Source organism: Aeromicrobium alkaliterrae (genome assembly GCF_039529015.1).
GTDB classification, from domain to species: domain Bacteria; phylum Actinomycetota; class Actinomycetes; order Propionibacteriales; family Nocardioidaceae; genus Aeromicrobium; species Aeromicrobium alkaliterrae.
Window position 1 is genome coordinate 169,949 of the sequence record NZ_BAAAME010000010.1, and the last position, 12,795, is coordinate 182,743.

General features: G+C 72.8%; 13 protein-coding genes. 1 reads left to right on the top strand and 12 read right to left on the bottom strand.

Annotated features, from left to right (window positions below; all coding sequences use genetic code 11):
- Positions 1 to 125: 125 nt before the first annotated feature.
- The 12 genes from ABD127_RS18030 to glmS all read right to left on the bottom strand — a co-directional run bounded on the left by ABD127_RS18030 (position 126) and on the right by glmS (position 12,117).
- Entirely contained in the window at positions 126 to 425 is a 300-nt protein-coding gene (locus ABD127_RS18030) for a DUF427 domain-containing protein (protein WP_344204025.1), read from the bottom strand.
- A gap of 226 nt (positions 426 to 651) precedes the next feature.
- Complete coding sequence (locus ABD127_RS18035; RefSeq protein WP_344204027.1) at positions 652 to 1,410, bottom strand: lysophospholipid acyltransferase family protein; 759 nt, start codon at positions 1,408 to 1,410, stop codon at positions 652 to 654.
- Positions 1,411 to 1,457: 47 nt separating this feature from the next.
- Positions 1,458 to 3,452, bottom strand: coding sequence for a glycosyltransferase (locus ABD127_RS18040; protein WP_344204028.1), 1,995 nt, complete (start codon positions 3,450 to 3,452; stop codon positions 1,458 to 1,460).
- A gap of 53 nt (positions 3,453 to 3,505) precedes the next feature.
- Positions 3,506 to 3,985 (bottom strand): DedA family protein, encoded by a 480-nt coding sequence (locus ABD127_RS18045; RefSeq protein ID WP_344204029.1) that lies wholly within the window; start codon positions 3,983 to 3,985, stop codon positions 3,506 to 3,508.
- Positions 3,982 to 4,434: a ribosomal protein S18-alanine N-acetyltransferase gene (gene rimI, locus ABD127_RS18050; protein ID WP_344204030.1), complete on the bottom strand. Its 453-nt coding sequence runs from the start codon at positions 4,432 to 4,434 to the stop codon at positions 3,982 to 3,984. The genes ABD127_RS18045 and rimI overlap by 4 nt, the downstream gene beginning before the upstream one ends.
- Entirely contained in the window at positions 4,431 to 5,063 is a 633-nt protein-coding gene (gene tsaB / locus ABD127_RS18055; protein WP_344204031.1) for a tRNA (adenosine(37)-N6)-threonylcarbamoyltransferase complex dimerization subunit type 1 TsaB, read from the bottom strand. Before tsaB ends, rimI begins: the two co-directional genes overlap by 4 nt.
- 191 nt (positions 5,064 to 5,254) lie before the next feature.
- Positions 5,255 to 6,250 carry a tRNA (adenosine(37)-N6)-threonylcarbamoyltransferase complex ATPase subunit type 1 TsaE gene (tsaE, locus tag ABD127_RS18060; protein WP_344204032.1) on the bottom strand — a complete coding sequence of 332 codons (996 nt, stop codon included), beginning with the start codon at positions 6,248 to 6,250 and terminating at the stop codon, positions 5,255 to 5,257.
- On the bottom strand, positions 6,250 to 7,233 hold the full coding sequence (locus tag ABD127_RS18065; RefSeq protein WP_344204033.1) for an alpha/beta fold hydrolase: 984 nt from the start codon (positions 7,231 to 7,233) through the stop codon (positions 6,250 to 6,252). Before ABD127_RS18065 ends, tsaE begins: the two co-directional genes overlap by 1 nt.
- Complete coding sequence (gene alr / locus ABD127_RS18070; RefSeq protein ID WP_344204034.1) at positions 7,230 to 8,342, bottom strand: alanine racemase; 1,113 nt, start codon at positions 8,340 to 8,342, stop codon at positions 7,230 to 7,232. Before alr ends, ABD127_RS18065 begins: the two co-directional genes overlap by 4 nt.
- Positions 8,339 to 9,754 carry an NAD(P)H-hydrate epimerase gene (locus ABD127_RS18075; protein ID WP_344204035.1) on the bottom strand — a complete coding sequence of 472 codons (1,416 nt, stop codon included), beginning with the start codon at positions 9,752 to 9,754 and terminating at the stop codon, positions 8,339 to 8,341. The genes alr and ABD127_RS18075 overlap by 4 nt, the downstream gene beginning before the upstream one ends.
- Before the next feature lie 2 nt (positions 9,755 to 9,756).
- Positions 9,757 to 10,113 (bottom strand): holo-ACP synthase, encoded by a 357-nt coding sequence (locus tag ABD127_RS18080; protein ID WP_344204037.1) that lies wholly within the window; start codon positions 10,111 to 10,113, stop codon positions 9,757 to 9,759.
- A 159-nt stretch (positions 10,114 to 10,272) separates the two neighbouring features.
- The gene (gene glmS, locus ABD127_RS18085; protein ID WP_344204038.1) at positions 10,273 to 12,117 is read right to left on the bottom strand and encodes a glutamine--fructose-6-phosphate transaminase (isomerizing); all 1,845 of its coding nucleotides are present in this window, start codon (positions 12,115 to 12,117) and stop codon (positions 10,273 to 10,275) included.
- 46 nt (positions 12,118 to 12,163) lie between these two features.
- On the opposite strand from glmS, the gene coaA reads away from it, so the two are divergent.
- A partial coding sequence (gene coaA, locus ABD127_RS18090) for a type I pantothenate kinase (RefSeq protein WP_344204040.1) occupies positions 12,164 to 12,795 on the top strand: 632 nt, incomplete at its 3' end.

Sequence of the window (12,795 nt, forward strand, 5' to 3'; positions counted from 1 at the left end):
CCTCGCCACACCTGGCCACGTCGGGCGGTAGGTCAGCCACCTGTGAGCGCTGCGCGGGCTGGGCGGTAGGTGAGCCACCTTTCGAGGGGCTCGAACGGTGGCTCACCTACCGCCCGCTCCGGGGGCTACTCGGAGACGGTGACCTTGCGGTCGAACGCGACGTAGCCCGCGAAGTCCGTGCCCACGCGCTCGACCGCACCGGGCAGGAGGTCGGGGTACGACCACGCGCCGTCGGCGAGCTTGTCGTCGCCGGTGCCGACGTCCCAGTACTGGGTGTCGCCCTTCCAGGGACAGTGGTACGCCGTGTCGCTCTCGGCGAACTCGCCGACCAGGCTCGACGGCGGGAAGTACCAGTTCCCCTCGATCTTCACGAGCGCGTCAGCCGGGGCCTCGGCCAGGACGGTGCTGCCGTAGACGGCCTTCATGGTGCCTCCTCAGGGTCCTCCCCCAGTGTGACCCCCGCACCCTGAACCCGCGACCCGTCCGCCGTCCGCCCCGGTGGGCGGTGAGTGTTCCACCCAGGGCGGTGAGTCTTCCACCGCAACACGGCTCATACGGTGGAGGACTCACCGCCCCTCCTGGGCGGGGGTCCTGAAAGGTGGACAGCTCACCGCCCCGCGGAGCGCCCTCAGCCGTTCTCGCGCTCCGCGCTCAGCCGTTCTCGCGCTCCGCGCGGCGGGCCGCCTTGGCGGCCTTCTCCTCGGCGTCGAGGCGAGCCGCCTCCTCCGGGGTCGGCGCGAGGCCGCCGAAGCGGGCCGGGGCCCACCACTGCCCCTCCGGGCTGATCGGGTACTCGGTGATGGCCTTCTCGAGCAGGCGGGTCATCTCGGCGTGCAGGAGCGCGGTCTCGGCGACCGGGTCCTCGCCCGTGACCGCGAGCGGCGGACCGACGTGCAGCGCGACGGTCTTGCCGCGGCCCCAGATGTCGGACTCGTGGTCCTTGGTCTTGAGCAGCTGCGTGCCCCACGTGACCATCGGGATCAGCGGGACGCCGGCCTCGGCGGCCATGCGCACCGCGCCGGTCTTGAGCTCCTTGATCTCCATCGAGCGACTGATCGTCGCCTCGGGGAAGATGCCCACGACCTCGCCGGAACGCAGGTACTCGACCGCGGTGTTGTACGACTCCTCGCCGCTGTCGCGGTCGACGCTGATGTGGTGGAAGGACCGCATCAGCCGACCGGTCGGACCCTCGAACGCCTCGCGCTTGGCCATGAAGCGCACGAGGCGCTTGCTGGGCTGCGCGGCGAGGCCGTCGAAGACGAAGTCGACGTAGCCGATGTGGTTGGCCGCCAGCACCGCGCCTCCCTCACGAGGGATGTGCTCGGTGCCCGAGGTCTGGAACCTCATCCCCAGGGCCTTGAAGAGCGTCTTGGCCGTGACGATGACAGGCGGGTACGTGATGTCACGCATGTCGCGAGCGTAGTGCACACGCGTTCACCGTGGTGACGCGTGTGCCCTCAGTAGCGCGTGTCGGCCGACGTGTGCTCGGCGAAGATCTTGCCCCACGCGTCCGGGGAGGTCAGGTCGGGCAGCGCGGCGCGGTACTGCTGCGACAGCGTCTCCCACTCCTGGTGCAGTCGACGGTGCAGCAGGGCCGCCTCGCCGAGCATCGAGCGGAGCTTGCGGGGATCGCGGCGGTACCAGGAGACCGCGGTGCCCTCGGCGTTGGAGACCAGGGCCGAGTCGAACTGCGAGATGCGCCAGAACGCGTTGTCCTGGTGCGGCAGGTGGGCCTGCGGGCGGGCGACCTGCTCCTCACCGACCTCGGCGAACGCCTGGCGCACGAAGTTCTTCATGGCCCACGGCGCCAGCAGGGCCCGGGGCGGCTTCGAGAACGCACGGCCACGACGCGGGGGCTTGGACATCCCCGGCGGCGGCAGCTCGTCGAGGTCGCTCACCATCTGCGAGTCGCTGTGGCGCTTGAGCTCGTCGCGGATCTCGGGCAGTCGGGTCGCGAGCAGCGTCGGCAGGACCTCGGGGCCCTTGAGCACGTCGGCGATCGCGAGGTTGCGCAGCGCGACGGTGCCGTACTGCAGCGAGAGCAGGTGACGCACGGAGTGCGCGAACAGCTCGCGCGGCACACGTCCGCCCTGCCCGTACGGGCTGTGCAGCAGCGCCGCGACGACCCGGTTGCGGGCGTGGAAGTACGCCTGCCAGCCGACCGTGTCGTCCTTGTCGACCCACGACACGTGCCAGACGCCGGTGCCCGGCATCGTGACGGTCGGGAAGCCGTGCTCCTTGGCACGCACGCCGAACTCGGCGTCGTCCCACTTGATGAAGACCGGCAGGCCCAGGCCGACCTCGCGGATCACCGCGGTCGGGATCAGGCACATCCACCAGGCGTTGTAGTCGACGTCGAAGCGGCGGTGCAGCCACGGGGTCTGGCGCAGGTTGGAGGCCGCGAAGTCGTGCGCGTACTCCATCGTCTCGTGGGCGTTGTTCCAGAAGAACCGCCACGGGTTGATGCCCTCGCCGAGCGTGTGCAGCATCGAGCGGTTGTACAGGTCGTACATCAGCCCGCCGATGATGGTGGGCTTCTTGGCGAGCTGGGCCATCGCGACCATGCGCGGCAGGCTCTCGGTCTCGACCTCGACGTCGTCGTCCATCAGCAGGACGTAGTCGTAGTCCTCCTCCAGCGCCTCGTACATGCCGCGGGCGAAGCCGCCCGAGCCGCCGATGTTGGACTGGTCGATGATGCGCAGGCGCCCGCCCAGGGCCGCGGCGGCCTCGGTGAACCCGTCCTCGTCGGCGACCTTCTTGCGGCCCTGGTCGACGATCAGGATCTGGTCGACGAGCTCGAGGACCTCGGGCTCGGCGCCGAGGCGCTGGAGGTTGCCGACGCAGTAGTCGGGCTTGTCCATCGTGGTCATCTGGATCATGACGCGGGGACGCTCGACCGGCGGGGTCTCGGCGGTCCAGGCAGCCTCCTCGAGCACGAGGTCGGACTCACCGGCGACGAGGTCGAACCACAGCCAGCCGCCGTCGCCGAACGGGGCGAGCGAGATCTCGGTGACGGTCTCGGTGGTGCCCTCGAGGCGGTGCGACTCCAGCAGCTGCAGCGTGCCGCGAGCGTTGGACTTCATGAGCAGGAGGGAGCCCTCGCCGCTCGTGCGCACGCGCAGGGTGATCGAGTCGACGGTGGTCCAGCGGCGCCAGTAGCTGGCCGGGAAGGCGTTGAACATCGAGGCGAGCGAGATGCGGTTGCCGGCCCGGACCACGATCGAGCGCCGCGAGAGGAAGTCCTCCAGGTGGGCGTCGCCGCCGGCCTGGGTCAGCGAGACCAGGACGTCGTTCGACTTGCGGACCGACGGGTCCTTCGGCGGCGGGCGCAGCGTGATGGCCTCACCGGTGTCGACGTAGAGCGCTGCCGCATCGAGGGCCGTCGACGGCGGGAACACGATCTTCTGGATCACCGTGGTCTGCGTCGCCTCGGCCGTGACCGTCTTACCCATGTGTTCGTCGAAACCTTCCGTCGTTCTGCCGTGTGGCCGGACTCCTCATCGTCTCACACGGTTTCGACGTCGGGCCGTCGTCGGCGGGCCGTGAGGGCCGTGACGACGACCACGACGGCCAGCACGGCGGCGCACGCCCCGACGACCGACCATCCCGAGAGCCCCGCCCGGGTGACGGCGGTCACGACCCCGGCGCCCACCGTCGTCCAGATCGTCGCCCAGAGCGCCGCGCCCGGGACGAGTCCCAGGAGGTAGCGGGGCACCGTCATCCGGCAGAGGCCTGCGGCCAGGTTGATCACGGTCTGGGCGCCGACCGTCAGGAAGCTCAGGGTCACGGCCGGCGGCCCCCAGCGGTCGACCCGGTCCATCGCGAACCGGAGCCGCTCGCTCGGCTCGCGGCCGTGGGCGGCCCCGGCGGCGATCAGCCGGCCGATGCCGTAGGTCGAGCCCGCCCGCAGCACGACGATCGCGAACAGCGTCAACCAGGCCCAGGCCCACGGCCACGAGCGGATGTCCGAGAGAAGGTCGTTCACGACAGCACCCGCTCCATGACGAGGGCGTCGCCGCCGTCGGCGTAGTACGCGCGCCGGCGGTGGATCTCGCGGAACCCGGTCCCCGCGTAGAGCACCTGCGCCGCGGTGTTCCCGGCGGCGACCTCCAGGAGCACCCGCTCGGCGCCCGCGGTGGCAGCGGTCCGCAGCAGCTCGTCGACCAGGACGCGGCCGATGCCGCCGCGACGCGCCCCGGGGTGCACGGCGACCCGCAGCAGGTCGGCCGTGTCGGCGACGACCTGCGTGGAGGACCATCCGAGCACGGCGTCGCCGTCCTGACCGAGGGCGATGCGGACGTGCCGGTCAGGCGCGGCGAGCTCGCCCGCGACCGACCCCTCGCTCCAGGGGTCGTCGAAGCACAGGCGTTCCAGCTCGACCAGCCCGGCCACGTCGTCCGCCGTCGCCGGACGGACCAGCACCGAGGCGGTCATCGCTGATCGAGCGGCACGGCGTCGGGGCGACGCAGGTAGAGCGGCTCGAGCGGGAGGATCTCGACCCGGTCGGCGACGACCGCGCGGGCCAGCGCCGCTCCGGTGGGGTCGAGGGGGCCTCGGGACCCGCCGAGCACCGCAGCGTGCACCTCGGCGCCGCGGCCGACGACGGGCAGGTCGCCGAACCGTTCGAGGACGACCGCCGGGGTGTCGACCGCGGGGCCGTCGAGGCGCTGCGCGTCGGCCGAGTAGCGCGCCCAGTAGACCTCGCGGCGGCGCGCGTCGGTGGCGACGAGGAACTCGCCGTCGAACGCCTCAGCCGCCTGCGCCGCGACGATGTCGAGGGTGCAGACCCCGTGGGTGCGCAGGCCGAGCGTCGCGCCGAGCGTCAGGGCCGTGACGATCCCGACCCGCAGGCCGGTGTACGGCCCGGGCCCGACGCCCACGGCCACGTCGGTGAGGTCGGCAGGCACCGCTCCCGCCTGCGCGAGCGCCTCGCTGATCGCGGGGGCCAGCTGCTCGCCGTGCGCCGTCGCACCCTCGCCGCCGGACTCCGCCACGACGGAGGTGCCGTCGTGGACCGCGACCGTGATGGCCGGAGTGGCGGTGTCGAAGGCGAGCAGGAGCACGGACCGAGCCTACAAGTCCGCTGCTGAGGGTCCCCTCAGCCGGTGACCCGCGGTGGTCACCACCCCGCCCCCTGAGGTGCGCCCTTCGAGGCTCGCTCGTTCCTCGCTCGCACCTCAGGGCCCGGAGACCTGCCGCCCCCTGAGGTGCGAGGAACGAGCCTCGAAGGGGGGCTCGGTCACCACCAGGGTTGCTACGCGGTGGTGCCGAGGAGGGTCGAGCGCAGGGGCACGCCGAGCCAGCGCGGGCCGTAGGAGCGGATCGTCAGGACCCGCGACTCGGCCAGCTCGTCGGCCTCCCCCGCCGCGACGCCGAGCGGGTCACGGGTGCCGAGCGGGTCGCCCGGGCGCGCGTGGCGACGCTCGAGGTGGACGTGCAGACGGTTCGGCGCGAGCTGCTCGGCGATGCCCTGCCCCCACTCGACGACGGTCACCGAGGTGTCGACCGAGGCGTCGAGGTCGAGGTCGTCGAGCTCGGCGGCCGAGCCGAGGCGGTAGGCGTCGACGTGCACGAGGCCCGGACCGTCGACCGTGCTGGGGTGCGTGCGCGCGATGACGAAGGTCGGCGACGTGATCGGCCCCCGCACGCCGAGACCCTCCGCGAGGCCCTGGGTGAAGGTCGTCTTGCCGGCGCCCAGGTCACCCGAGAGCACCAGCAGGTCGCCGCGGCGCAGGAGCGTCGCGAGGCGGCCCGCGAGGGCCTGCGTGTCCTCCGGCGTGTGCGTCTCGCGGGCGAGCCACAACGTCTTGCCGAACTCCAGGAGCGTCGTGCCACCCCGGCCCGTGTTGACGTACTTGCGGCGCTCCCAGAAGCGGACGGTGTCGGGCAGCTCGGAGCGGACGTGCAGCCAGATGCCGTCCTTGCCCCGCTCCTCCGCGGTGTCCTCCGCGACGCCGACCATCGCCGAGGCGACGCCGCGCGACTGGATCTCGGGGTCGACCGAGACGCGGCGCAGGCCCAGCAGGCCCGGACGCGACTCGTCGAACAGCAGGGCGCCCATCGGCCGGCCGCGCCGCTCCACCAGCAGGCCTCCGGCCGTGGCGAGCGCCTCGCCGACGGACTCGGCGGTCTCGTCGACGGCGGTGCTGGGCGGGTCGAGGACGGGGCGCGCGGCGAAGGAGCGGCGGATGATGTCGGCCACCACCTCGGCGTGCTCGGGTCCGGCCTCGATGACGTCGAGCGCGTGCATCAGGTGACCTTCGCGACGAGGGCGTCGATCGCCTCGTCGACGTCGTCGGGGTCCTCGAGCATGACCATGTGGCCCGCCCCCTCGACCAGCACGAGCCGGGCGCCGTCGATCGCCTCGGCGAGGCGGCGGCTGTGCTTGGGCGGGGTCAGCAGGTCGGCCGTGCCGCACACGACCGTCACCGGCACGTCGGCCAGCGTCGACAGGGCGTCGAACAGGTCGAGCGAGGGGAAGTTCGGGTAGAAGTCAGCGATGACGCGGGACGGGGCGCGCGAGATCATCTCGTCGGCCATCGCCGCCCGCTGCGGGTCGGCGTCGGGCCCGACGGCCCAGCGCCGGATCACGCTCTCGCTGTTGAACGCCCGGCCCCAGTCGAGCACCGGGCCGGAGCGGCGCACGAACCACGCGAGGCGCTCGAGCGCCGGCGTGCCACGGACGAGCTTGCCGGCGCTCGTGCCGACCAGGACGACGCCCACGACGGTGCCGCCGAAGAGCTCGGGCCGGTCGGCCGCGAGCTGCATCGTGGACATGCCGCCCATCGAGTGGCCCACCACGACGACCCGCCCCTTGCCGTGCGCCTCGATGACGCGCGCGAGGTCGTCGGCGAGGTGGCTCAGGTCGGAGTTGGCGCCCGAGGTCGGGCCCGAGGCGCCGTGGCCGCGCTGGTCGACGAACACCAGGCGCGCGCTGCCGCGCAGGTGCAGGCGCTGGAAGTGCCACGTGTCCTGGTCGCACATCCAGCCGTGGACGAACACGATGGTGAGGGAGTCGTCACCGTCGGCGTCGGGCTCGTCGATCTCGACGTTGATCTCGACGCCGTCGGCCGCGATCACGGTGTGCCGCTCGCCGCGCACGGAGCCGAAGGGCGCGTCGCCACCGAGGTGGCGGCGTCGCTGGACGATGCGCTGGTGTCGCAGCAGCGAGGCCGCGACGCCCGCGCCGGCGAAGGCGGCCGCGGTGACGGCCGCCGTCGTGATGCGCTTCATGAGAATCCCTCTGTGGTGGTGCCGTGGACGAGCTGGATGCGGCCGCCGAGTCCCGTGACGACCTCGTACGCGATCGTGCCAGAGGCCACGGCCCAGTCGACCGCGGTGGGCTCGCCGGAGGTGCCCGGGCCGAACAGGGTCACGACGTCGCCGCGCTCGGCGGGCAGGTCGCCGAGGTCGACGACCATCTGGTCCATGCAGATCGTGCCGACGACCGGCACGCGCTGCCCCGCGAACCAGGCCGAGGCCCGGCCCGTGGCGGCGCGGTGGACGCCCTCGCCGTAGCCGATCGGCACGAGGCCGAGCGTCGTCTCGCGCTCGGTGACGTGGCGGTAGCCGTAGGAGACGCCCTGGCCGGCGGGCACCCGCTTGACCGCGGCGAGCCGGGCCTTGAGCGACAGGACCGGGGTCAGGGGCACGTCGTGCGGCATCGCGGGGTCCGGCGGGAGCCCGTAGGTGGCGATGCCGGCGCGGACGAGGTCGAAGTGGGCGCTAGGGCGGGTCATCAGGGCGGCCGAGTTCGCCAGGTGCCGCAGGCCGGGGTCGACGCCGGCAGCCTCGAGCTCGGCCACGGCCTCGCGGAAGCGGGCCTCCTGCGCGTCGTTGGCGGGGTGCCCCGGCTCGTCGGCGCACGCCAGGTGCGACCACACGCCGGTCACCGGGACGCCCGCTCGCGCCACCGCGCCGACGAGCTCGGTCCACTGGTCGCCGAAGGCCCCGTTGCGCCCGAGCCCCGTGTCGACCTTGAGCTGGATGCGCGGGACCTGGGTCGCGGCGAGGATCTCGGCCAGCTGCTCGGCCGAGGAGGCCGTGACCTCGACGTCGTGACGGGCCGCCGCGGCGAAGTCGGCGCCCGGCGCCGTCAGCCAGGACAGCAGGGGTCCCTCGTCGCCGGCGGCCCGCAGGGCCAGCGCCTCGTCGAGGGTCGCGGCACCGAGCCACACCGCACCCGCCTCGCGGGCGGCCCGGGCGATCGGGCCGACGCCGTGGCCGTAGGCGTTCGCCTTCACGACGGCCATGAGCTGCGCGTCGGGGGCGAGGGCCGCGAGCGTGCGGATGTTCTGGCGGTAGGCGTCGAGGTCGACCTCGGCCCACGCTTGAGGCGTCACCAGTCCCGCTCCCCCGTGAGGCGTCCGGCGAGGAAGTCCGCCAGCACGGCCGGGATCGCGGCAGCGACGGCCGTGGCCGTGACGGGGCCGCCGGGATTGGCGCGGACGGCCGCCGCGCCGTGCAGGAAGGCGCCGACCGAGGCGGCGTCGCGCGGAGGCAGGCCCGAGGCGAGCAGGGAGCCGAGGAGACCGGAGAGCACGTCTCCCGATCCTGCCGTACCGAGCCAGGCCGTGCCCGACAGGTTGACCCGGGTCGGTCCGGTCGGTGCGACGACGATCGTGCGGCGCCCCTTCAACAGCACCGTCGCGCCCCAGCGCCCCGACGCCGTGCGGGCGTGCGTCCACGGGTCGGACTCGACCTCGGCGCGGTCGACGTCGAGCAGCGTGGCGAGCTCGCCGGCATGGGGCGTGAGGACGACGTCGGCGCGCAGGTGGTCGGGCAGGTGCTGCAGGGCCGTGGCGTCGACCACGACCGGGACGTCGTCGGCGAGAGCCGCGGACAGGTGGGTGCCTGCGTCGTCGCCGCCGCCCGGCCCGACGACCCAGGCCTGCACGCGGCCCGCGGCCGGGACCACCTCGGGTGCCCGCAGGACGACCTGCTGCGCGACCGCGTCGTCGCCGACGAAGCGGACGTAGCCGGCCGGACCCGACTGGGCGCCGGCGACGACCAGGTGGGCGGCGCCCGGGAACTGCGTGGACCCGGCCCTCACACCGACGACCCCGCGCGTGTACTTGTGGGCGTCGCCGTGCGGGACCGCAGGCGCGAGGACACCGGCGTCGGCGGTCGTGAGCGCCTCGACGACCGGCTCTCCCAGGTACGGGCCGAGGCCGATCGGGGCGAGCGTGACGGTGCCCGCCGCGTCGGCAGCGGGCCCGACGAGCAGGCCCGGCTTGGAGGTGCCGAACGTGACCGTGCGGTCGGCGACGAGGTGGGGGCCCGGGGTCGTGCCGTCGTCGACACCGATGCCCGAGGGCACGTCGACCGCCACCGTGTAGGGACGCGTCTCTGCCTGCCAGGCGGCCCAGCCGGCAGCACGGCCGCTCAGGCCCGCGCGGGCGCCGATGCCCAGGATCCCGTCGACGACGACGGTGTGCCCGTGCGGTTCGTCGACCTCACCGACACCGGCGGCGCGCGCCGCGGCGAGGCCCGCCTCGTGGGCGTGCTCGGGGTCGAGCAGGCAGACGTTCGCGGGGAACCCGCGCTCGCGCACACGGGCCGCCGCGAACAGGGCGTCACCCCCGTTGTTCCCCGGGCCGACCAGGAAGACCGGGGTGCGGCCGCTCGGCAGCTCGGCGAGCAGGACCTCTGCGAGCGCGTCGGCGGCCTGCTGCATCAACGCGTCCCAGCCGACGTCACGAGCCGCGAGCTCCTCGGCGGCGCGGACGGCCGCGACGTCGTGCGCGTGCAGCATCGTCAGGCCACCTCGGCGACGACGAAGGCCGTCGCCACGGGGCCGTCGTGGGCGATCGACAGGTGCAGCGCCACGATGCCGAGCTCGTGCGCCCGCGCCTCGGCCTGGCCCGACAGGACGAACGAGGGTGCACCCCGGTCGTCGACGACGACCTCGATGTCGGTCCACGACATGCCGGCGGGCGCCCGGAGCGCCTTGACGAAGGCCTCCTTGGCCGCGAAGCGGCCGGCCATCGACTCCAGGCTGAGCTCGGCCTCGGCCGGCGTCAGCAGCCGCTGCCGCAGCGTGGGGGTGCGCTCGAGCGACTCCGCGAAGCGCGCCAGGTCCACGACGTCGACCCCGACCCCGTGAACCGCCATGCCCCCAGACTAGTGCTGCTGGTGGTCGGGGAGCGCCCTTCGAGGCTCCTCGTCCCTCGTCGCACCTCAGGGCACGGACGGCTTCCCGCCCCCTGAGGTGCGAGGAACCAGCCTCGAAGGGGGCACCCCGCCAGCGGCCCCGACCCCACGGTGGCGGGCTTATTCGACCGTGACGCTCTTGGCGAGGTTGCGGGGCTGGTCGACGTCGTGGCCGAGCTGCGCCGCGAACTCACACGCGAAGATCTGCAGCGGCACCGTCGCGACGAGCGGCTGGAGCAGCGTGGGGACCTTCGGCAGCCAGATCAGGTGGTCGGCGTAGGGCACGACCGACTCGTCGCCGTCCTCGGCCAGCACGATCGTGCGTGCTCCGCGGGCCCGCACCTCCTGGATGTTGCTGACGACCTTCTCGTGCACCTCGTTGCGCCCCGGCGGGGGCACGACGACGAAGACCGGCACGCCCTCCTCGATCACGGCGATCGGGCCGTGCTTGAGCTCGCCCGCCGCGAAGCCCTCCGCGTGGAGGTAGGCGAGCTCCTTGAGCTTCAGCGCACCCTCGAGCGCGACGGGGTACCCGACGTGACGGCCGAGGAAGATGAACGACCGCGCACCGTTCAGGTCGGCGGCGATCTTGCGGACGACGTCGGCCTCGTCGAGCATCCGCTGGATCGCGGCCGGCGTCGCGATGAGGTCGTCGAGGATGCGGGCGATCTCGTCGCCGTACTTCGCCCCCTTGACCTGCGCCAGGTACAGCCCCAGGACGTAGCAGGCGACGATCTGCGCCAGGAACGCCTTGGTCGAGGCGACCGCGACCTCCGGGCCGGCGTGCGTGTAGATCACGGCGTCGGACTCGCGCGGGATCGTCGAACCGTTGGTGTTGCAGATGCTCAGCACGCGCGCCTTCTGCTGGCGGGCGTACCGGATGGCCATCAGGGTGTCCATCGTCTCGCCGGACTGGCTGATCGTGACGACCAGCGTCGACTGGTCAAGGATCGGGTCGCGGTAGCGGAACTCGCTGGCGAGCTCGACCTCGACCGGGATGCGGGTCCAGTGCTCGATCGCGTACTTGGCGACCATCGCGGCGTAGTACGACGTGCCGCACGCGATGGCGACGATCTTGTCGACGTTGCGCAGCTCGTCGTCGGACAGCCGCATCTCGTCGAGCTGGAGCCGTCCGTCCTGCGTGTGGCGGCCGAGGAGGGTGTCGGCGACGGCCTTGGGCTGCTCGACGATCTCCTTGAGCATGTACCACTCGTAGCCGTCCTTCTGGGCGGCCGAGAGGTCCCAGTCGACCGTGAAGGTCGTGGTCTCGGCGGGCGCGCCGTCGAAGTCGGTGACGGTGATGTCGTCGGCGGTGATCACGACGACCTGGTCCTGGCCGAGCTCGACGGCCTCGCGGGTGTACTCGATGAACGCCGCGACGTCGGACCCGAGGAAGTTCTCGCCGTCGCCGCGGCCGACGACCAGGGGCGAGTTGCGTCGGGCGCCGACGACGACGCCGGGGGTCTGGGCGTCGCAGATCACGAGGGTGAAGGCGCCCTCGAGGCGGCGCGCGACGGTGCGGACGGCGTCGGGCAGCGCGGCGCCGGCGGCGAGCTGCTCGGCGACCAGGAAGGCCACGACCTCGGAGTCGGTCTCGCTGACGAGCTCGCGGCCGGAGCGCTCGATCTCCTCGCGCAGCTCGGCGAAGTTCTCGATGATGCCGTTGTGCACGATCGCGACCCGGGCCGTGTCGTCCAGGTGCGGGTGCGCGTTGCGGTCGGTGGGGCCGCCGTGCGTGGCCCAGCGCGTGTGGCCGATCCCGGTCGTGGCGTGCGGCAGCGGGGCGGCCTCCAGCTCGGCGTCGAGGTTGACGAGCTTGCCGGCCTTCTTGGCCGAGGCGATGGTGCCGTCGGCCACGAGCGCGACGCCGCCGGAGTCGTATCCGCGGTACTCGAGACGTCGCAGGCCACCCATGACGACGTCGACGGCAGACCGCTCACCGACATATCCGACGATTCCACACATGACGATCAGGGTACCGACTGGTGCACTCCGTCCGACCATCGTGACAATGGACACCATGTCCCGGGAGCTGACGCCGTACGTGGAGCTCGAGCGCGACGCCTGGGCCATGCTGGCCGGCGACGCGCCGCTGCCGCTCACGGTGGACGAGATCGAGCGAGTCCGAGGTCTCGGCGAAGAGCTCGACCTCGAGGAGGTGCGCCAGGTCTACCTGCCGCTGACCGAGCTCATGATCCTGCGGATCCGCGCCGCGTCGGGCCTGTACCGGGCGACCGAGAAGTTCCTCGGCAACCCGCAGCCGCAGCGCACGCCGTACGTCATCGGCATCGGCGGATCGGTCGCGGTCGGCAAGTCCACGACCGCGCGCCTGATCCGTGAGCTGCTGGCCCACGCGCCCGAGAAGCCGACCGTCGAGCTCGTCACGACCGACGGCTTCCTGCTGCCGAACGACGAGCTCGAGCGGCGCGGCATCCTCGACCGCAAGGGGTTCCCGGAGTCGTACGACCGCAAGGGTCTGCTGCGCTTCATCATGAGCGTGAAGTCCGGGGCCGAGCACGTCGAGGCGCCGGTGTACTCGCACCTGACGTACAACGTGACCGACGAGGTCGTGAGCCTGCACCGGCCCGACGTCGTGATCGTCGAGGGTCTCAACGTCCTCGCGCCGGCCCGTGCCCGTGGCGA

Bases quoted from the DNA above. Each gene is read 5' to 3' on its own strand.
- ABD127_RS18030 (WP_344204025.1), bottom strand. From the start codon at position 425: ATGAAGGCCGTCTACGGCAGCACCGTCCTGGCCGAGGCCCCGGCTGAC.
- ABD127_RS18035 (WP_344204027.1), bottom strand. From the start codon at position 1,410: ATGCGTGACATCACGTACCCGCCTGTCATCGTCACGGCCAAGACGCTC.
- ABD127_RS18040 (WP_344204028.1), bottom strand. From the start codon at position 3,452: ATGGGTAAGACGGTCACGGCCGAGGCGACGCAGACCACGGTGATCCAG.
- rimI (WP_344204030.1), bottom strand. From the start codon at position 4,434: ATGACCGCCTCGGTGCTGGTCCGTCCGGCGACGGCGGACGACGTGGCC.
- tsaE (WP_344204032.1), bottom strand. From the start codon at position 6,250: ATGCACGCGCTCGACGTCATCGAGGCCGGACCCGAGCACGCCGAGGTG.
- ABD127_RS18065 (WP_344204033.1), bottom strand. From the start codon at position 7,233: ATGAAGCGCATCACGACGGCGGCCGTCACCGCGGCCGCCTTCGCCGGC.
- ABD127_RS18075 (WP_344204035.1), bottom strand. From the start codon at position 9,754: ATGCTGCACGCGCACGACGTCGCGGCCGTCCGCGCCGCCGAGGAGCTC.
- ABD127_RS18080 (WP_344204037.1), bottom strand. From the start codon at position 10,113: ATGGCGGTTCACGGGGTCGGGGTCGACGTCGTGGACCTGGCGCGCTTC.
- glmS (WP_344204038.1), bottom strand. From the start codon at position 12,117: ATGTGTGGAATCGTCGGATATGTCGGTGAGCGGTCTGCCGTCGACGTC.